The organism is Mesorhizobium sp. WSM4849 (assembly GCF_055811385.1).
Map to the genome: position 1 here is coordinate 74,862 of NZ_JBVVPW010000015.1, position 18,139 is coordinate 93,000.

The following is an 18,139-nucleotide window of genomic DNA, read 5'->3' on the forward strand; positions in this document are numbered from 1 at the left end:
GGCAAGACTCACTGTATTGATTGTCATTTGCACGGTCTGCTGGCCGGCCATGGCCGGTACGAACGTGCACAAGGGCAGCCTTGGCAACTGGATCGAGCAAGTCGCGCTTCCCACGGCCGATCCGCAATTCGACAGCCAGATCAAGAACGGCATATCCAACCTGCTGTCGGATTTTCAGATCCGGAAGCGCCCTGGCGGATTGGAGATCTTCGACCGCTATGCCTACAAGATCGTCGACCGCACTGGCCTGGAACGCGGCGCTGCCATAAGTTTTGAATTCGATCCTGCGACGTCCGAGGTCACCGTGAACTGGATCGACATCATTCGTGACGGCGTGGTGATCAAGCACCTTTCCGATGCTGAGTTCGACGTGTTTCGGCGCGAGAGGGATGCGGAGAAGGGCCTCTTCGATGGTTGGCTTACCGCTTACGTCAACATCAACGATGTCCGGGTCGGAGACATCGTCGACTATGGCAAGACCACGGTCAGGACTCCGATCATCGGCACGGATCTTCTTTTCCATTCCTTTGCCGTGGCTTGGGACGAACCAATCGCTCTGATCCGCGAAAGAGTGACGTGGCCAACCGTGCGGCCCCTGAATTTCCGACAGGTCAGGACGGACATGCGCCCGGATGTCGAGTCCACGGGAGAAACTTCCACCTATCTTTGGCAAAGCGCCAACCCGACTCCGGTGAAATCGCAGGAATATCTGCCGCCGGACTTTCGCACATATCCATCCATCGAAATCTCCTCGACATCGAATTGGCAGGATATCGTCGACACGGTTCTTCCGTATTATCGGCTGGACGAGGAACTGCCGGCAGAGTTCGCATCGAAGCTCGATGCCATTGCCGCCAACTACGATGCGCCCGAAGACAGGATGATCGAGGCAATGCGGTTGGTCCAGGACACCATCCGCTATGTCAGCCTGTCCATGGGCCGTGGTTCCTATATCCCGCGCAGCCCGACGACAGTGGTGGCAAGCGGCTTCGGCGATTGCAAGGACAAGGCGCTGCTTCTCGCCTCCAGCCTGCGGCGACTGGGAATCCAGGCGGACGTGGCTCTCACGGATCTTGATGAAGGGCTTGCTCTCGCCACGATACTTCCGACGATAAGGGCGTTTGACCACATCATCGTAAAGGTCGTCATCGACAGCCAGAAGTACTGGATCGACGCGACCAACTATCTTCAGGGAGGCAGGGCAGATAATCTTGTACCGCCCGACTACGGCTTTGCGCTGCCCATCGTCGCCGACAATGCGGCGATGGAAAAGATAGACCGAAACGAACTCTACCAGCCGACCACCTTTGTGAACGAGGTATTCGATTTTCCCAAACGCAAAGGCGAGCCGCTCAAACTGACGGTTACCACTACCTATTGGGGCGCGGATGCCGATAGCATGCGCTATAAGCTTGTCTCGCAATCGGCGGCAAAGATCGCGGACGACTATCTCAAATATTACAATCGCCAGTATCCCGGAATGAAAAGCCTGGGGCCGTTGGTGACGAACGACAGCCGCGACAAGAATCTGGTGTCGGTAACCGAATCCTACGATCTGTCGGCAGACGATCTCGACGCCGATAACCTCGCCAAGGAATTTGCTCCGAAATCGGATGTCGGCATCAGATATCTGCCGGAGCCCGACGTCCTCGAAAAGGAGCGCGCCAATCTGGCTAGGCAGCCCGATCTTTCGACGACACCGGTGCACGGTCAGAAATCTGAAGGCCCACTTCGTGGGCCCCGAGGACAATGACGACGTGATTACGCCCTACGTTGCATTCAAGGCTCGTTGGACGAGCACCTCCACCGAATTTCAGGTCGACTGGTTTCTCAAGACCATCAACGGTCAGGTTCCCGCCAAGAGCATCGGCCCTTATTTGAAATCCCTCAAGAAGATCAACGATAACTCGGCTTGGAACTACAATTTCGCCTATTCGGACGCCGAAGCGAACTGACGCCAGTGGAAAGGCCTACTCCGCGGCACCCTTGAAAGCATTCGCGCCGGTTTCGAACTGCAGCTTCGCCAGCCGCGCATAGATGCCGCCCTTGCCAACGAGGCTCTGGTGGGTGCCTTCCTCGACGATGCAGCCGCCATCCATGACCAGGATCCGGTCGGCCTTCAGCACCGTCGCCAGCCGGTGGGCGATGACGATAGTGGTGCGGCCCTGCATCAGCCGCTCCAGCGCCGTCTGCACCAGCGTTTCGCTTTCGGCGTCGAGCGCCGAGGTTGCCTCGTCGAGCAGTAGGATTGGTGCGTCGCGCAGGATCGCGCGGGCAATCGCCACGCGCTGGCGCTGGCCGCCGGACAGCGTCACGCCGCGCTCGCCGACCTGGCTGGCATAGCCTTTTTCGAGCTTCAGGATGAACTCGTCGGCAAGCGCATCCTTGGCCGCCGCCTCGATCTCGGCGTCGCTGGCGTCCGGACGGCCGAAGCTGATATTGTCGCGCGCGCTGGCCGCGAAGATGGTGACATCCTGCGGCACGATGGCGATGCGCTCCCGGATCGCGGCAGGGTCGGCCTCGCGCACATTGACGCCGTCGATCATGATCTTGCCGGTCTCGGGGTCGTAGAAGCGCAGAAGCAGCGAAAAGACGGTGCTCTTGCCGGCGCCCGACGGGCCGACGATCGCCACCGTCTCGCCGGGCTTGACCTGGAAACTCAGACCGTGGACGGCGACGCGGTCGGGCCCAGCGGGATAGGAGAAGGACACGTCGTCGAAACTTATTGCGCCTCTGGCCGTCGCCGGCAGCTGTTTCGGATGCGCTGGGGCCTGGATCGCGGGCTTCTCGGCCAGGATCTCGGTCAGCCGTTCGGCAGCACCCGCCGCCTGGGAAAGCTCGCCCCATACTTCCGACAGCGCGCCGAGCGCGCCGGCGGCGAACACCGAATAGAGCAGGAACTGGCCGAGCGTGCCCGGCGACAGCGTGCCGTCGAGCACGTCGCGCGAGCCGAACCAAAGCACCGCCACCACCGAGGAAAAGATCATGAAGATGGCGAAGAAGGTGAGGAAGGAGCGGGCAAAGATCGAAGATCGCGCCGCCTCGAACGCGGCTTCCACGGCAGATGAAAAATGCCCGGTGACGAGCTTCTCGTTGGTGAAGGCCTGCAGCGTGCGCACCGCGCCGATCTGCTCGCTGGCATAGGCCGTGGCGTCGGCCAGCGTGTCCTGCGCCAGCCGCGATTTGCGCCGCACCGAGCGGCCGAAGGCGACCAGCGGCAGCACGATCACCGGGATGGCGGCGATGACAAGACCCGACAGCTTCGGGCTGGTGAAGACCATCATCGCCACGGCGCCGAGACCCAGGATGACGTTGCGCAGCGCCACCGATGCGGTGGCGCCGACCGCCGACTTGACCTGCGTCGTGTCGGCGGCGAGGCGCGAGACGATCTCGCCCGACTGGGCGGTGTCGAAGAAGGATGGCGACAGCGTCGTGACATGGCGGAACACATCGCTGCGGATGTCGGCGACGACGCGCTCGCCCAGCGTGATGACGAAATAGTAGCGGCTGGCTGACGCCGCAGCGAGCAAGGCAGCCATCACCACCAGCATGGCGAAGTACTCGGCGATGAAACTGGAATTGGAGGCGGAAAAGCCGTGATCGATCATCCGCCGTACGGCGAGCGGCAGCGCCAGCGTTGTCGCCGCAGCAATGGTCAGCGAGACGACCGCGCCAATGATCATTTTCCGGTAGCGGGTGATGTAGGGGAACAGGCGCCGCAGCGGCTTGAGCGAGCGCCTACGCTCGTCTGCATCGCCGCTGGTGTGCGCCATGACCGTTTCCTCTGGCTCTTCTGGGCATGCGCCTCAATATGCGCTTACCGCGGCCTTGTGATTCAATTCCGGCTGATGTATAGGCTCGCCGACCGTTTTTAAAAGCCGTGGCTCCTCAATAGCTGCGGCTTCGAGTTTTAAAAAGGGGCGCATCGACGCAGGCTTTATGCCCGTCAGCAGCCCCAGCGAACCAGGAATAGCACAATGAAGACCGACATCCATCCCGACTACCACACCATCAAGGTCGTCATGACCGACGGCACCGAATACATGACCCGTTCGACCTGGGGCAAGGAAGGCGATACGATGAACCTCGACATCGATCCGACCACCCATCCGGCCTGGACCGGCGGCCAGCAGACCCTGCTCGACCGCGGCGGCCGCCTGTCGAAGTTCAAGAAGCGTTTCGAAGGTTTTGGGCTCTAAGCCGCAGGCCTTTCGTAGATCAAGAACCCGCCCTCGTGGCGGGTTTTTTGTTGCCGGAATGCGGCTCTATTCGTCGACCAGCTCGCGCAGCGCCATGCGCTTGTAGGCGGCGACCAAGTCGTCGCCTTCCTTTCGACCGACCGAGATCGCCAGCCGCATGGTTGCCTCGCCCATCTGCCAGATGAGAAGCGCCGTCGTTTCCAGCGCCGCCGGATCGGCGGCAGGCCGCAGCCGCTTCAGCACCGCTGTGAGGAATTCGGCATTGGCCCGGCTGTCCGCAAGCTCGAGTTCGCGCAGCGCCTTGTCGGCTTGTGTACCCGACCAGATGTCGCGCATCACCGGCTCCGCCAGGAACAGCCCATAATAAATATCCACCAGCTCGGAAAATGCCCGCCGCAGCCCTTCGGCGTCGCTAACCTGTGCAAGTGCTGCCGCGATGCAGGCCTGGCTTTGAACGGTGTAGCGCTCGGCCAGTGCCCAGATGATCGCCCGCTTGTCCGGGAAGAACTGGTAGAGTGAACCGATCGACACGCCGGCCCGTTCCGCCACTTCGCCCATGCGCATGGCATCGCTGCCTTGCTCGGCGATCAGCGCGGAGGCGGCAGCCAGCATCCGCTCGACCCGCTCGCGGCTGCGCTGCTGGCTTGGTGCCCGGCGTGGCGATGCGATCTGACCATCCTGTGAACTCGATAAGGTCGAGCCTTCCATCACTGTCTCCTGACGAACAATCAACAAATTAGCTTGACTCACAAAATACGAGGGTTTATCACGTTTTGCAAATGTGAGGATTGCTCATGTTTGTAAACAAAGGAAAATCACCATGATCGACACAGCAGCAAAGAAACCGACTTTGATCCTCGGCGGCACCGGCAAGACCGGCCGTCGTCTCGCGGACAGGCTGACGGCGCAGGGCTTGCCGGTACGCATCGGCTCGCGCTCGGGCACGCCGCCCTTCGACTGGGAAAACGACGCGACCTGGGCCCCCGCACTTGACGGTGTCGGCGCCGTCTACATCAGCTACTATCCTGATCTTGCGGTGCCCGGTGCGGCCGAAGCGGTCGGCGCCTTCGCCAACCTGGCCGTGGCAAGCGGTGTGCGCCGGCTGGTGCTGCTGTCGGGGCGCGGCGAAACGGAAGCGCAACGCGCCGAAGAGATGCTGAAAGCCTCAGGCGCCGACTGGACGATCCTGCGCTGCGCCTGGTTTTCCCAGAACTTCAGCGAGAGTTTTTTGCTTGATCCGCTTCTCGCCGGTGAGGTGGCTTTGCCGGTCGACACTGTCGGAGAACCGTTCGTCGACGCCGACGACATTGCCGACGCCGCCGTGACGGTGCTTACCCGGCAAGGCCATATCGGCCAGCTTTACGAGCTGACGGGACCACGGCTGCTGAGCTTCGCCGACGCGGTCGCCGAGATCAGCAAGGCGAGCGGTCGTGACATCCGGTTCAAACGGATTTCGCATGCCGAGTTCACCGCCGCAGTAGCCGGGTACGAGTTGCCGGCCGAGTTCGCCTGGCTGCTCAACGAACTGTTCACCGAGGTGCTCGACGGCCGCAACGAGGCGCTGACCGACGGCGTCGAGCGGGTGCTCGGCCGCGCGCCGAAAGACTTTTCCGCCTATGCAACCGAAACCGCCGCTACGGGCACCTGGAGTGACTGACATGATCATGAAGCTGCTCCCCACCCTCACCTTCATCGCCGCGCTCGGCTCGGGCGTCGTCGCTGGTGTCTTCTTCGCCTTTTCCAGCTTCGTCATGCCGGGCCTCGCCCGCATGCCGGCCGCGGGCGGCATCGCCGCCATGAATTCGATCAACGTCACTGCGGTGACGCCGATGTTCATGACCGCGCTTTTCGGCACCGGGCTGGTCTGCCTTGTCCTCGCCGCCGGCGCTGTCATCGGATGGGGCCAACCGGGCTCGTTGTGGCTTCTCGCCGGCGCCCTGATCTATCTCGTCGGCAACCTGATCGTGACGATGATTTTCAACGTGCCGCTCAACAACGCGCTGGCCGCCGTCGATCCGGCAAGCGCCAACGGCGCCGCCGTGTGGGCCACCTATCTCAGGGACTGGGTGATGTGGAACCACGTCCGCACCATCACCGCCATCGTGGCGCTGGGCTGCTTCATCGTGGCGTGGCGGTGAATTAGGGCAGAAATCTAAGAGACCTTGCGTCAGGCAGGGTCTTTTGACTTGTGGCCCTTACGATCGGCATGGCCGAGATCGCGATCCGGATCAATCACGTCGCGAACCAGTTGCTTGAGCCTTGCGGCATCGGGAAAGCCGCCATCGCGCTTGCGGTCCCAGACCAGCGTGTCGTTGCAGGAAATGGTGAAAATGCCGCCGGTGCCCGGCACCAGCGTGACCTCGCCCAGATCCGTTCCGAAGGTCGACAGCAGCTCCTGCGCCATCCAGCCGGCCCGCAGCAGCCACTGGCACTGCGTGCAATAAGTGATGCGGACGCGGGGCAGCGCCTGTCCGCTCATGTCGGACTGAGCTCCGCTCATGTCTGGCTGAGCTCCGCTCATGCCGCGCTGAGCTTCGCCATGGTCTCGTCGTCGACCTCAAAATTGGCGTAGACGCTCTGCACGTCATCATCGTCCTCGAGCGTGGCGACCAGCTTCATCAGCGACTGTGCCCGCTCCTCGTCGACCGCGATGTTGGTTTGCGGCTTCCAGATCGGCTTCACCGATTCAGCCTCGCCGAGCGCGCCTTCCAGCGCCTTCGACACCTCGCCGAGGTTCTCGAACGCGCAATAGATCGTGTGGCCTTCCTCGTCCGACTGGACGTCGTCGGCCCCGGCCTCGATCGCCGCGTCCATGACCTTCTCGGCGCTGCCGACTGACGCCGGATAGAAGATCTCGCCGACACGGTCCCACATGAACGACACCGAGCCGGTTTCGCCCATCGCCCCGCCAGCCTTGGTGAAGGCGGCGCGCACATTCGACGCCGAGCGGTTGCGGTTGTCGGTCAGCGCCTCGACGATCAGCGCAACGCCACCCGGCCCATAGCCTTCGTAGCGCACAGCTTCGTAAGTCTCGGCGTCGCCCATCGACGCCTTGTTGATGGCGCGCTGGATGTTGTCCTTCGGCATCGACACCGCCTTGGCGTTCTGCACGGCAAGACGCAGGCGCGGGTTCATCGACGGATCCGGCGTGCCGCTCTTGGCGGCGACGGTTATTTCGCGCGCCAGCTTGGAAAACATTTTCGACCGCACCGCGTCCTGGCGGCCCTTGCGGTGCATGATGTTCTTGAACTGTGAATGGCCAGCCATGGCACCCCTGTCGTCTTCTCGGCTAGAGCATCCTGCAGCGAAGTAATTACCTCGCCTTTTGCCAAAATGCTCGAAGTCAAAATTTCAGAACGTCCATGGTGCGTCCGGATGGACGTACGGCGCTCTATGTCGGAATGGCCGGCTTATAGATAAATCGGCTCAATTCGTCCAGCCGCGCCGTGAGGGTGGTGCGGCAACGTAACCGCCAGCTGCTTTCCTGCGGCCATTTCACCCCTCCAGATCGGATTTCAGCCGGTCGAGAATGCTGATCGCATGCGTGGCGTACTGGCTGATCCAGCGGTCGTGGATCTGCTTGATCGGCAGCGCATTGAGATGGTTCCAGCGCTCGCGCCCCTCGCGCCGCGCCACCACCAGGTCGGCTTCCTCCAGCACTTTCAGATGCAGCATGACGGTGCAGCGGTCCATGTCGGGAAAGGCATCGCACAGCATGCCGGTGGTCCGCGGCGCGTCTTTCAACTCGTCCAGCAGCGCACGCCGGCGCGGATGCGCCAGCGCCTTGAAAACATTGTCGTCCTGCGCTTTGCTTGACATGTTATATTTTTATAACATAATATCGATCCGATCAAGGAAGGAGCTGTGGATATGTCTCTTGGATTCAGAGTTTCGGGCCGCATCGGCAAACCGGTCGCCGAAGTTTTCGACGCGGTCGTCAACCCGAACAAACTCAGCGGCTATTTCACCACAATCGGCGGCGCCAGTGCCCCGCTGGTGGCCGGCGCCAAGGTCGTCTGGTGGGGCAAGGTCCCGGTCGAGGTCGACGAAGTGGATAAAGACAACCGCATCGTGCTGCGCTGGGACGCCACCGACGCCGACGGCAAGCCGGCTTACAAGACGCGCATCGAGATGAATTTCGAGCCGCTAGACGACGGCGGCACCTTCGTCACCATCGCCGAGGCCGGCTGGCACGAGGACGCGGTCGGCCTGAAGAAGTCCTACCTCAATTGCGAGGGCTGGTCGCAGATGCTGGCCTGCATGAAGGCCTATGTCGAATACGGGATCAATTTGCGCGACGGCTACTATCGCAGCGAGATGAAGGGCGAGCCGGCGAGCGAAGACAATATCTGAGAAGACGGAGGAAAGAATGGCTGCGAAGATCAACGGCGGCATCAACATCGCCATGAAGGTGCCGCCACACCAATACCAGGAGACGATCGCCTTCTACCGCGATGTCGTCGGCCTGAAGCCGTTCACGGCCAAGGCGCCGGCGATCGGTTTCGAACTCGGTCCCAATCGCCTGTGGATCGACGAGGCGCCGATGCTGAGCCAGGCCGAGGTCTGGCTGGAGCTGTTCACCGATGATTTTCCGGCCGCCGCCGATCATCTCGCCAAGGCCGGCGTCGTGCGCTGCGACGCCATCGAGGCGCTCGGCGAAGGTTTTCGCGGCGGCTGGATCACCAATCCGGCCAACATCATTCACCTGGTGCGCGAACCCGACGCATGGTGACGGAGACCTGTTCGGAAGGAGGACGAAATGGACATCCGTGAGACACCGACCGCCGAAGCCGGCATGCTGATCCGGCGGCCGGTCGCAGAAGTGTTCGAAGCCATCGTCGATCCGGCGATCACGACGAAATTCTGGTTCACCCATGGCAGCGACAGGTTGGACAGCGGCAACGAGGTTCGCTGGGAATGGCGCATGTATGGCGTCTCGACGCCGGTCACGGTCAGCGAGATCGTCCGGGACGACAAAATCGTCATGCAATGGAGCGATCCGCCGACAACGGTGGTCTGGACCTTTACCGAGCTGCCGGGCGGCACGACCTTTGTCGAGGTTCGCAATTTCGGTTTTGCCGGCAGTGCCGACGAGCAGGTCAAGCAGGCGATCGGCTCGACCGATGGCTTCGCGCTGGTGCTCGCCGGCGCCAAGGCGTGGCTGGAGCAAGGCCTGACGCTTGGCTTGATCGGCGACCGTCACCCGAAGGGCGTGCCGACCGACTAAGGTCTTCGGGTGCCAAAAGCCATTCTGCAGCGATCCTTCCCACCCCCCTCTGTCCTGCCGGACATCTCCCCGATGAGGGGACCCGCAAGGGGGGATTGGATATCACTTCGGCTTTCGCCAGTCTCCAACGCTGCAGGACGAGCGGAGCGCTAAAGCTGCCAATCTCCCTCCTTGCGGGGGAGATGTCCGGCAGGACAGAGGGGGCTGTCCCTCCGACGTCTCAAAGGTTCTGCATGGCCGCGACAATTGAGGCAGAGCTCAGGCCTTCGCGCCGTCGCTTCGCTCCGCCAACTTCAGTGCCCCGCGCCCGCCTTTGCCCTCCTCCGACGCCGCGCCAGCATGTTGAGGCCCTCGACAAGGGCGGAAAAACCCATGGCGGCGTAGATGTAGCCCTTCGGCACATGGAAGCCCATGCCGTCGGCGATCAGCGTCATGCCGATCATCAGCAGGAAGCTCAGCGCCAGCATGACAATGCTGGGGTTCTTGGCGATGAAATTGGCGAGCGGCCCGGCCGCCAGCATCATCACGCTGACCGCCACGATCACGGCGATGTACATGATGGCGATCTCGTCGGTCATGCCGACCGCGGTGATGATCGAATCGATCGAAAAGACGAGGTCGAGCAGCAGGATCTGGAAGATAGCGCCGGCCAGCGAAAGCTGCAGCGTGTCGCCCATCATCGTGTCCTGGTGATCCTCGAGATCGACCGTGTGGTGGATCTCCTTGGTCGCCTTCCAGACGAGGAACAGGCCGCCGGCGATCAGGATCAGATCGCGCCAGGAAAAGCCATGGCCGAAGGCAGTGAATACCGGCGCCGTCAACTGGACGATGATCGAGATGGTGGCAAGCAGAACCAGCCGCATGATCAGCGCGGCAGAAATGCCGAGCCGCCGGGCGCGGGCCCTTTGTGCCTCCGGCAATTTGTTGGTCAGGATCGAGATGAAGATCAGATTGTCGATGCCGAGCACGACCTCCAGCACAATCAGCGTCAGCAACGCTACCCATGCGGTCGGATCGGAGACAAAGGCGAAATGCGGCGCCAGGAATTCGATGAGCTGCATGGAGGTCGTCCCCTCTTACGATCTGAAGCAGGCGTAGCCGGCAATTAGGTAGTACAATCGCTTACATCAATGTCATGACCAGAACGATGGCGCCGTTTCCTCCAGCCGCGGTCCGCGACGAAACGGCGCAATCCGCTCGGTCAGGCCGCTGCGATCCGAAATGTCGACGCCGACGCCGCACAATGTCGCCGGGCCGGTCGCCGCCTCGAAGCGCCCTTTCGGCACCTTCGACAGAAACCGGTTGAGCGGCTCCTCCTTGTCCATGCCGAGCGAAGAATCGTAGTCGCCGCACATGCCCGCGTCGGAGATATAGCCGGTGCCGCCATTGAGGATCTGGTGGTCGCCGGTCGGCTGGTGCGTGTGGGTGCCGACGACCAGGCTGGCGCGGCCGTCGACGAAATGCGCAAAGCACATTTTTTCAGAGGTCGCCTCGGCATGGAAATCGATGACCACCGCATCGGCCTGCTCGCCGAGCGGGCAGGCGGCAAGCTCGCGCTCGCCGGCCTGGAACGGATCGTCGAGTTCGGGATGCATGAACACCCGGCCCATGATGTTGGCGACCAGAACGCGCGCGCCGTTCCTGGCGATGTAAACGCCGGAGCCCCGCCCCGGCGTGCCCTTGGGGAAATTGGACGGACGCAGGAACCGTTCCTCGCGCGGCGCGAAAGCCAGCGCATCCCGCTGGTCCCAGACATGGTTGCCGGTGGTGACGACATCGGCGCCCGCCGAGATCGTCTCGCGAAAGATCTCTTCGGTGATGCCGAAGCCGCCGGCGGCGTTCTCGCCGTTGACGATAACGAAGTCGAGTTTGAAATCCGAGATCAGGCCGGGCAGTTGTTCCCACACCGCCGTGCGTCCCGTCTTGCCGACCATATCGCCGAGGAAGAGAAGTCTCATATAAACATGATCCCGAGCCGAAGGTCAGCGAAGCAAGAAAGCTGCATGACTTTAAAGCTGCATGACTTTCGGAAAAGATCATGCGTCAGGAACTTATCTACAATTTCGGCGCGAACCGGCGCAACCCGCTCTCGGTGAGTATTTCCGGAATGATCACGTCATGCGGCTGGTCCGGAACCAGGGCCACCTCCTGGCACTCGAAAGCAATGCCGATCAGCCTGGGCGGCTGCCCCTTGTCGACCAGCCGCGCGATCGCGCGGTCGTAATAACCGGCGCCATAGCCGATCCGGTGGCCTCGTGCATCGAAGGCGGCAAGCGGCACCAGCATCACCTGGGGATCGAGCACCTCGGCCTCTTCATGTGGCCCGACGGTGCCGAACCCCATGTCGATCATCGGTGCGCCGCGCACCAGTTCGCGAAAGACGATGGTGGTCTTGTCGAGAATCGCCGGCAGGCAAAGCCTTGCTCCCTTTTCGCGCAAGGCGAACATCAGCGGCCGGACGTCGACTTCCGAGCGCATCGGCCAGAAGCCGGAGACGATCTGGCCCGGCTCTATCGCAATGCTGTCCCGCGCCGCCTCGGCCATTTCGAGCGCTGCCTCCACCCGCCCGAACGGATCGAGCGCATCGCGGCGCCCGAGTGCTTCCTTGCGGAGATGTTTCTTCAGGTCTTTGGGAGAGGTCATGGAGCCAAGGTAGAAAGGTCGGATCTGGTTGGAGCTTTGGGAGCGACGTTTTCTACCGCATGACCCACCGAAGCGTCAGTAAATCCTTTGCGTCGAGTGACGATCCACACAACCGGTGGAGAGAGCGATCCCGGGAACCTACAAAGTAGGTGGGCGCCGTATGAGAAAACCCACGGGTCTTCCCAGGGACAGCTCCCTAGGGATCATTAAGGCCCCGGGGAAAATGTTCTCCTGCCGGGAAGCGCAGACCGTCACGACCAATATAGGCTGGCGATCGGCCAAGCGCCAGAGAGACGGCCATGCTCCGTGGCTTAATTCGTCACCAGGTCCTGCCTTGCAGCTGCGCGGCACAAGCTTTCACCGCGGCCTCGCCGCGGCGCCTTGCACAGGCTGGGCCGTCTCCTTACGGTTGCCATGAAAAAACGAGGAGCAAGAATGCGTTTCGAAGGCACGGCGACCTATGTCGCCGACAAGGATCTGATGGTGGCGGTCAATGCGGCGATCGCGCTCGAGCGGCCATTGCTGGTTAAGGGCGAGCCCGGCACCGGCAAGACCGAACTGGCCAGGCAAGTGTCGGCCGCGCTCGGCCTTAAGCTGATCGAATGGCACGTCAAGTCGACGACAAGGGCGCAGCAGGGCCTCTACGAGTATGACGCCGTCTCGCGGCTGCGCGACAGCCAGCTCGGCGACGAGCGCTTCAACGACATCAGGAACTACATCAAACGCGGCAAGCTGTGGGACGCCTTCGCCGCCGGCAAGAAGGTCGTGCTTCTGATCGACGAGATCGACAAGGCCGATATCGAATTCCCCAACGATCTGTTGCAGGAACTCGATAGGATGGAGTTCTTCGTCTACGAGACCGGCGAAACGGTCCGCGCCGCTGTGCGCCCGATCGTCATCATCACCTCCAACAACGAGAAGGAACTGCCGGACGCTTTCCTGCGCCGCTGCTTCTTCCACTATATCCGCTTTCCCGATGTCGAGACGCTGCACAGGATCGTCGACGTGCACTATCCCGGCATCAAGCAGAACCTGGTGCGCGCCGCACTGACCCAGTTCTACGAGATCCGCGACGTGCCAGGTCTGAAAAAGAAGCCATCGACCTCCGAGGCACTCGACTGGATCAGGCTCTTGGTCGCCGACGACATCGCGCCCGAGGATTTGCGCGCCGACCCGAAGAACGCGCTCCCCAAACTGCACGGCGCGCTTTTGAAGAACGAACAGGACGTCCATCTGTTCGAGCGCCTGGCATTCATGGCGAGAAGGCAGGGGTAGGAGCGGCCCGCGCAGCGAGCGAAAGGGATCGGACAGCGCTTTCCCGTCGCTGGACCGTTGCCGCCAGCCCTGCACCGGGGCAGCTTGGGCCCGAAGCTTCGGAAGGAAACGAAATGACCGAGATTATTGTCCGCCCACTTGCGCAATCCGACCACGCCGACTGGCGGCGCTTGTGGACTGCCTATCTCACCTTCTACGAAACCAAGCTGCCGGAAGAGGTCTACGCCGTCACCTGGAAGCGGCTGTTCATGGAAGGTGAATTCGAACCGAAGGGGTTCATCGCCACCCTCGACGGCAAGGCGGTCGGCCTGACGCATTATCTCTACCATCGCTCCTGCTGGTCGCAGATGAACAACTGCTATCTGCAGGATTTGTTCGCCGACCCGGATGTGCGCGGCAAAGGCGTCGGTGCCGCCCTGATCGAGGCGGTCAAGCAGGAAGCCGGCAAGATCGGCGTCAAGAACGTCTACTGGATGACGCACGAGACCAACGCCACCGCGCGCAAGCTCTACGATCACGTGGCGCGCCGCACCGGCTTCATCGAGTATGATCTGCTATAATTGATGCGATGTTCATCCCCTTCTTCCTCGAACTGAAGGCTGCGCGGATTCCGGTCTCGCTCCGGGAGTATCTGTCGCTGCTGGAAGGGCTGGAGGCGGGGCTGGTCGACTATGACGTCGAGGGTTTTTACTATCTCGCCCGCTCAGCACTGGTGAAGGACGAGCGTCACATCGACCGTTTTGACCAGGTCTTTTCACACATTTTCAAGGGCGTTGAGGCGCAGGCTGGCGAAAATGCGGTCGACGTCGAAAACATTCCGGAGGAATGGTTGCGGCGGCTTGCCGAAAAGCACCTGACCGACGAAGAGAAAAAGCTGGTCGAGGCCCTGGGCGGTTTCGAAAAGCTGATGGAGACGCTGAAGAAGCGGCTGGAGGAACAGAAGGGCCGCCACCAGGGCGGGTCGAAATGGATCGGCACCGGCGGCACCTCACCCTTCGGCGCCTATGGCTACAATCCCGAAGGCGTTCGCATCGGCCAGCACGAAAGCCGCAACCGCCGTGCGGTGAAAGTCTGGGACAAGCGCGAGTTCAGGAATTTCGACGATGCCGTCGAGCTCGGCACCCGCAACATCAAGATCGCGCTGAAGCGCTTGCGCCGTTGGGTGCGCGAAGGCGCCGAGGAGGAGTTCGACCTGCCCGGCACCATTCACGCCACGGCCGAACATGGCTATCTCGACGTGCAGACACGGCCCGAGCGGCGCAATGCCGTGAAGCTGCTGATGTTCTTCGATGTCGGCGGCTCGATGGACGACCACATCAGGAGCGTCGAGGAGCTGTTTTCGGCCGCCCGCGCCGAATTCCGCCAGCTCGAATATTTTTACTTCCATAACTGCCTCTACGAGGGCGTATGGAAGGACAATCGCCGTCGCCATGCGGAGGTAATCCCGACCTTCGATCTGCTCCACAAATACGGTCCGGACTACAAGGTGATCGTCGTCGGCGATGCCTCGATGAGCCCCTATGAGATCGCGCATCCCGGCGGCTCGGTCGAGCACTGGAATCCGGAGGCCGGCGTCGTCTGGCTCGGCCGTCTGCTGCAGCAATGGCCGGGCGCGGTGTGGCTCAACCCGGAAAATGAGAAACACTGGGGCTATACTCATTCGATCGCCATGATCCGCGATATCTTTGGCGGCCGCATGTTTCCGCTGACGCTCGCCGGGCTCGAAGCCGCGACGAAGCAACTTTCAAGGAAGCACTGAATGGATCCACGCAAAACAGGACGGCCGACCTGTTTCCTCTGCCTGCAATGTGGCGTCCAGTTCGCAGCGGCAACGACGCCGCCGCAACATTGCCCGATCTGCGAGGACGAGCGGCAATATGTGCGCTGGGAGGGCCAGGCCTGGATCACGCCGGAAGAGCTCGCCGCCGGGCATCGGATCGTGATGAAAGACGATGCCGGCGTGCTCGCCTTCGGCATCGAGCCGCGCTTCGCCATCGGTCAGCGGGCGCTGCTGGCGCAAACCCCGCACGGCAATGTGCTGTGGGACTGCATCTCGATGGTCAGCAGCGAGGCGGTGGCCGAAATCAACCGACGGGGCGGCCTCACCGCGATCGCCATTTCGCACTGCCATTATTATTCGGCAATGGTCGAGTGGAGCGAAGCGTTTGGCGGTGTGCCGATCTATCTGCACGCCGATGACCGCAAGTGGATCATGCGGCCGCATCCGGCTGTTATCAGTTGGGAGGGCGAGACGCGCGCCCTAAACCCCTCGCTGACACTTATCCGTTGCGGCGGTCACTTTGCCGGGGGCCAGGTGCTGCACTGGAAGCGCGACGGCGGCGACGCCATCCTGGCCGGCGACATCTTGCAGGTGACCCCAACGCGCCGCCATGTCAGCTTTATGTACAGCTACCCGAACTACATCCCGCTCAATGCGGCGAAAGTGCTCGGCATCGAGGCTGCGCTAGAGCCTTTCGCGTTCGACCATATCTACGGCGCATGGTGGAACCAGAACGTCCTCGGAGATGCAAAGACGGTATTTGCAGGGTCGGTTGCGCGGTATCTCGCGGCGATCGCCTGAGGAATTCTTCGCGGCAGCATCGGAAATACCGGCAAACGCCGTAACAAATGCCTATTTTAGGCGAACTTGGGAAGACAACCCCAAATAGCGGCATGAACTAAGAGGCAAAAAATGGATAGTCAAACCTACCCAGTCACCCGCACCGATGCCGAATGGCGCGCCCGGCTGACGCCGGAGCAATATGCGGTGATGCGCAACCACGGCACCGAGCGGCCGGGCAGCTGCGCCCTGCTCCACGAGAAGCGCGCCGGCACCTTTTCCTGCGTCGGCTGCGACCAGCCTTTGTTCGAATCCAAGCTGAAGTTCGAGAGCGGCACCGGCTGGCCGAGCTTCAACGACCCGGTGCCCGGTTCGGTCGAGACAACCGTCGACCGCAGCTACGGTATGGTCCGCACCGAATGCCACTGCGCCCGCTGCGGCAGCCATCTCGGCCACGTCTTCGAGGACGGCCCGCCGCCGACCGGCCTGCGCTACTGCATCAACGGCGTCGCGCTGAAATTCGAGCCGGCCGCCTGACTGGCGGCTTCGGCCGTCCTTTGTCGGCAGCACTGTCCCGTCAGACCACCACCACCAGGACCAGCCACAGCACAGCCCCCAGCGTCATCAGCGAAGCCTTGACGCCGCCGGATTTCTCGGCGGTCCGCCATACCGCGAAAGTCAGAAAGAAATTATACGGCACTGGCGCGAAATGCACCGCCAGAACGAGAGCGAGCGGCAGCTTCAGCCCGAGCAGGATCAGCGCCAGCACAGACACTGCGATGTTGATCGCCGTGCCGACAAGGACAAGATCGCGCCAGAACAGCCGGTCAAGCGGGGCCGTGCCTTGCCAGCGCGAGCGGAAGAAGCCCGCCGCACGGCTTGCCTTGCCGTCTTCGCCTTCGAAAGTCTTTGGCGCACTCATCGATGCGGCCTTCTCTCATTCGATAGTCGCAGAGATGTCCAACGGGGCAAGCCTGCCAACGCAAGTCGATCATCGGCACGCAAGCGTATTATCTGACAGATTGTCATCAAACGGTCGTGAAACCTTTCTACGTCGCCCTTGTCGGTATCTCGGCAAAGACACCTTACCGGAATCTGCCGCCCCCATCATCCAGTCGCCTGCCAAGGAGGTCTTGAGATGAGCGACAATGTCTACAACGTGCTGTTTCTTTGCAACGCCAATTCGGCGCGATCCATCATGGCGGAAGCCATCCTCAATCGGATCGGTGCCGGCAGGTTCATGGCCTTTTCCGCCGGTTCGCAGCCGAAGGGCGAGGTCAATCCCTACGCACTGCAGCTGCTCGAAAGCCTCAACTACGATACGAGCTTCGCCCGCTCGAAAGGCTGGGACGAGTTTGCCGAGCCCGAAGCGCCGGAAATGAATTTCATCTTCACGCTCTGCGACAGCACCGCAAACGAATCTTGTCCGATCTGGCCGGGTCATCCGATGACCGCGCTCTGGTCGATACCGGACCCTGCCCAGGCAGCCGGCACCGAGGCCGAGTTGCACCTTGCCTTTGCCGATGCGTATCGCATGCTCAACAACCGCATCTCGCTGTTCACCAATCTGCCGATGGATGCGCTCGACCATCTGGCGCTGCAACACCATCTCGATGCGATCGGCCGCGACACGCCGAAGCCGAACTAGCTCAAGCGGCTGCGACGCGAATTCACAAACCGGCTTCGCCACCCTCGCCCAGCACCTCGGCAACGGCGTGCTCGAAGCGCGATGCTTCCGTCACCAGCCAGTCGGCCATGGCCGGCCAATTGTCCTCGGCAAAGCAGTTCACCCGCCACAACGAATTGATGCCGAGGCCCTCGCAACTCTGTTCCGGCCTGAGCTTCAACCTGTCTTCGATCGCCGGCTGGAACGGCTTCAACCGTGACCAGGCTTCCGTGGCACCGAACTTCTCGTTGCGGCCGAAGAAGACGCCGACATGGTTCTGCGCCGGCGCGACATACATGGAAAGGACCAATGCGAAGTCGGGCAGCCCGCGCTGCCAGAACCAAGGTCCGCGCCGCGCCATCAGAGCCCTTTCTTCTGGATGCCGTTCCGCGAACAGCGTCCAGAAGCCGCGTTGGCGGAATTCAGAGGCGCGGCGGACGCCAAAGTCGAATTCGCTCATGGTTGGACCCGTCGAGGGGGCCGCCCCCCGCGCCCCGGGGGGGGATAAGCCGAAAAAACAAACCAGCCCGGCGGTGTTTATGTGAAGGTATGTTTTATAGAAATTACGG

24 protein-coding genes and 1 other RNA gene are annotated in these 18,139 nt (G+C 61.9%); 14 read left to right on the plus strand and 11 right to left on the minus strand.

Translation table 11 applies throughout. From position 1 onward, the window contains the following. The first annotated feature begins 49 nt into the window (after window positions 1–49). Both AC0L3L_RS18620 and AC0L3L_RS18625 read left to right on the plus strand, forming a co-directional pair. Window positions 50–1,753 (plus strand): DUF3857 domain-containing protein, encoded by a 1,704-nt coding sequence (locus AC0L3L_RS18620; protein ID WP_473638660.1) that lies wholly within the window; start codon window positions 50–52, stop codon window positions 1,751–1,753. After that, window positions 1,734–1,955, plus strand: a complete 222-nt coding sequence (locus AC0L3L_RS18625) for a hypothetical protein (RefSeq protein WP_473638661.1) — start codon at window positions 1,734–1,736, stop codon at window positions 1,953–1,955. The genes AC0L3L_RS18620 and AC0L3L_RS18625 overlap by 20 nt, the downstream gene beginning before the upstream one ends. Before the next feature lie 15 nt (window positions 1,956–1,970). Here the strand turns inward: AC0L3L_RS18625 and AC0L3L_RS18630 are convergent, their stop codons facing one another. After that, on the minus strand, window positions 1,971–3,773 hold the full coding sequence (locus tag AC0L3L_RS18630) for an ABC transporter transmembrane domain-containing protein (RefSeq protein ID WP_473638662.1): 1,803 nt from the start codon (window positions 3,771–3,773) through the stop codon (window positions 1,971–1,973). 204 nt (window positions 3,774–3,977) lie between these two features. Here AC0L3L_RS18630 and rpmE point away from each other — a divergent pair, with 204 nt between their 5' ends. Then, window positions 3,978–4,199, plus strand: a complete 222-nt coding sequence (gene rpmE, locus AC0L3L_RS18635) for a 50S ribosomal protein L31 (protein ID WP_006327661.1) — start codon at window positions 3,978–3,980, stop codon at window positions 4,197–4,199. A 66-nt stretch (window positions 4,200–4,265) separates the two neighbouring features. On the opposite strand, the gene AC0L3L_RS18640 is transcribed toward rpmE, so the two are convergent. Further along, window positions 4,266–4,907 carry a TetR/AcrR family transcriptional regulator gene (locus AC0L3L_RS18640; protein WP_473525684.1) on the minus strand — a complete coding sequence of 214 codons (642 nt, stop codon included), beginning with the start codon at window positions 4,905–4,907 and terminating at the stop codon, window positions 4,266–4,268. A gap of 112 nt (window positions 4,908–5,019) precedes the next feature. Here AC0L3L_RS18640 and AC0L3L_RS18645 point away from each other — a divergent pair, with 112 nt between their 5' ends. Both AC0L3L_RS18645 and AC0L3L_RS18650 read left to right on the plus strand, forming a co-directional pair. Further along, a complete protein-coding gene (locus AC0L3L_RS18645) occupies window positions 5,020–5,856 on the plus strand; it encodes an NAD(P)H-binding protein (RefSeq protein ID WP_473638663.1) in 837 nt (278 codons plus the stop codon). Between the two features lies 1 nt (window position 5,857). After that, window positions 5,858–6,337: an anthrone oxygenase family protein gene (locus tag AC0L3L_RS18650; RefSeq protein WP_473638664.1), complete on the plus strand. Its 480-nt coding sequence runs from the start codon at window positions 5,858–5,860 to the stop codon at window positions 6,335–6,337. Between the two features lie 29 nt (window positions 6,338–6,366). Here AC0L3L_RS18650 and AC0L3L_RS18655 read toward each other — a convergent pair whose 3' ends face one another. The 3 genes from AC0L3L_RS18655 to AC0L3L_RS18665 all read right to left on the minus strand — a co-directional run bounded on the left by AC0L3L_RS18655 (window position 6,367) and on the right by AC0L3L_RS18665 (window position 8,018). After that, a complete protein-coding gene (locus AC0L3L_RS18655) occupies window positions 6,367–6,699 on the minus strand; it encodes an Rdx family protein (RefSeq protein WP_473525687.1) in 333 nt (110 codons plus the stop codon). Window positions 6,700–6,716: 17 nt separating this feature from the next. Next, window positions 6,717–7,466: a YebC/PmpR family DNA-binding transcriptional regulator gene (locus AC0L3L_RS18660; protein WP_023800014.1), complete on the minus strand. Its 750-nt coding sequence runs from the start codon at window positions 7,464–7,466 to the stop codon at window positions 6,717–6,719. A gap of 228 nt (window positions 7,467–7,694) precedes the next feature. Beyond that, window positions 7,695–8,018 (minus strand): ArsR/SmtB family transcription factor, encoded by a 324-nt coding sequence (locus tag AC0L3L_RS18665; protein WP_029348930.1) that lies wholly within the window; start codon window positions 8,016–8,018, stop codon window positions 7,695–7,697. Between the two features lie 51 nt (window positions 8,019–8,069). On the opposite strand from AC0L3L_RS18665, the gene AC0L3L_RS18670 reads away from it, so the two are divergent. From AC0L3L_RS18670 to AC0L3L_RS18680, 3 genes are read left to right on the plus strand one after another with little or no spacing between them, the layout of a single operon-like run. Beyond that, window positions 8,070–8,552: an SRPBCC domain-containing protein gene (locus tag AC0L3L_RS18670; RefSeq protein WP_123151179.1), complete on the plus strand. Its 483-nt coding sequence runs from the start codon at window positions 8,070–8,072 to the stop codon at window positions 8,550–8,552. 16 nt (window positions 8,553–8,568) lie between these two features. Continuing rightward, a complete protein-coding gene (locus AC0L3L_RS18675) occupies window positions 8,569–8,931 on the plus strand; it encodes a hypothetical protein (RefSeq protein ID WP_292576361.1) in 363 nt (120 codons plus the stop codon). 27 nt (window positions 8,932–8,958) lie between these two features. Beyond that, on the plus strand, window positions 8,959–9,426 hold the full coding sequence (locus AC0L3L_RS18680) for an SRPBCC family protein (RefSeq protein WP_473525689.1): 468 nt from the start codon (window positions 8,959–8,961) through the stop codon (window positions 9,424–9,426). A 293-nt stretch (window positions 9,427–9,719) separates the two neighbouring features. On the opposite strand, the gene AC0L3L_RS18685 is transcribed toward AC0L3L_RS18680, so the two are convergent. From AC0L3L_RS18685 to ssrS, 4 genes are all read right to left on the minus strand, one after another. Further along, entirely contained in the window at window positions 9,720–10,487 is a 768-nt protein-coding gene (locus AC0L3L_RS18685; RefSeq protein WP_473486317.1) for a TerC family protein, read from the minus strand. A gap of 72 nt (window positions 10,488–10,559) precedes the next feature. After that, window positions 10,560–11,384 (minus strand): TIGR00282 family metallophosphoesterase, encoded by an 825-nt coding sequence (locus AC0L3L_RS18690; protein ID WP_292160016.1) that lies wholly within the window; start codon window positions 11,382–11,384, stop codon window positions 10,560–10,562. A 97-nt stretch (window positions 11,385–11,481) separates the two neighbouring features. Beyond that, window positions 11,482–12,069, minus strand: a complete 588-nt coding sequence (locus AC0L3L_RS18695; protein WP_473638665.1) for a 5-formyltetrahydrofolate cyclo-ligase — start codon at window positions 12,067–12,069, stop codon at window positions 11,482–11,484. A gap of 97 nt (window positions 12,070–12,166) precedes the next feature. Next, a non-coding RNA gene (gene ssrS / locus AC0L3L_RS18700) (6S RNA) lies at window positions 12,167–12,322 on the minus strand. A gap of 182 nt (window positions 12,323–12,504) precedes the next feature. Between ssrS and AC0L3L_RS18705 the strand changes: the two genes are divergently transcribed. From AC0L3L_RS18705 to msrB, 5 genes are all read left to right on the plus strand, one after another. Next, window positions 12,505–13,344 carry an AAA family ATPase gene (locus AC0L3L_RS18705; protein WP_473638667.1) on the plus strand — a complete coding sequence of 280 codons (840 nt, stop codon included), beginning with the start codon at window positions 12,505–12,507 and terminating at the stop codon, window positions 13,342–13,344. A 113-nt stretch (window positions 13,345–13,457) separates the two neighbouring features. Next, on the plus strand, window positions 13,458–13,904 hold the full coding sequence (locus tag AC0L3L_RS18710; protein ID WP_473638668.1) for a GNAT family N-acetyltransferase: 447 nt from the start codon (window positions 13,458–13,460) through the stop codon (window positions 13,902–13,904). Window positions 13,905–13,912: 8 nt separating this feature from the next. Then, window positions 13,913–15,103, plus strand: coding sequence for a vWA domain-containing protein (locus AC0L3L_RS18715; protein ID WP_473638669.1), 1,191 nt, complete (start codon window positions 13,913–13,915; stop codon window positions 15,101–15,103). Then, window positions 15,104–15,925 carry an MBL fold metallo-hydrolase gene (locus AC0L3L_RS18720; protein WP_473638670.1) on the plus strand — a complete coding sequence of 274 codons (822 nt, stop codon included), beginning with the start codon at window positions 15,104–15,106 and terminating at the stop codon, window positions 15,923–15,925. A gap of 111 nt (window positions 15,926–16,036) precedes the next feature. Further along, complete coding sequence (gene msrB / locus AC0L3L_RS18725; RefSeq protein ID WP_473486310.1) at window positions 16,037–16,441, plus strand: peptide-methionine (R)-S-oxide reductase MsrB; 405 nt, start codon at window positions 16,037–16,039, stop codon at window positions 16,439–16,441. A gap of 40 nt (window positions 16,442–16,481) precedes the next feature. Here the strand turns inward: msrB and AC0L3L_RS18730 are convergent, their stop codons facing one another. Further along, a complete protein-coding gene (locus tag AC0L3L_RS18730) occupies window positions 16,482–16,826 on the minus strand; it encodes a hypothetical protein (RefSeq protein WP_473638671.1) in 345 nt (114 codons plus the stop codon). 216 nt (window positions 16,827–17,042) lie between these two features. Here AC0L3L_RS18730 and AC0L3L_RS18735 point away from each other — a divergent pair, with 216 nt between their 5' ends. Further along, complete coding sequence (locus AC0L3L_RS18735) at window positions 17,043–17,552, plus strand: arsenate reductase ArsC (RefSeq protein WP_473638672.1); 510 nt, start codon at window positions 17,043–17,045, stop codon at window positions 17,550–17,552. A 22-nt stretch (window positions 17,553–17,574) separates the two neighbouring features. Here the strand turns inward: AC0L3L_RS18735 and AC0L3L_RS18740 are convergent, their stop codons facing one another. Beyond that, window positions 17,575–18,030, minus strand: a complete 456-nt coding sequence (locus AC0L3L_RS18740) for a hypothetical protein (RefSeq protein ID WP_473638673.1) — start codon at window positions 18,028–18,030, stop codon at window positions 17,575–17,577. Between the last annotated feature and the right edge of the window lie 109 nt (window positions 18,031–18,139).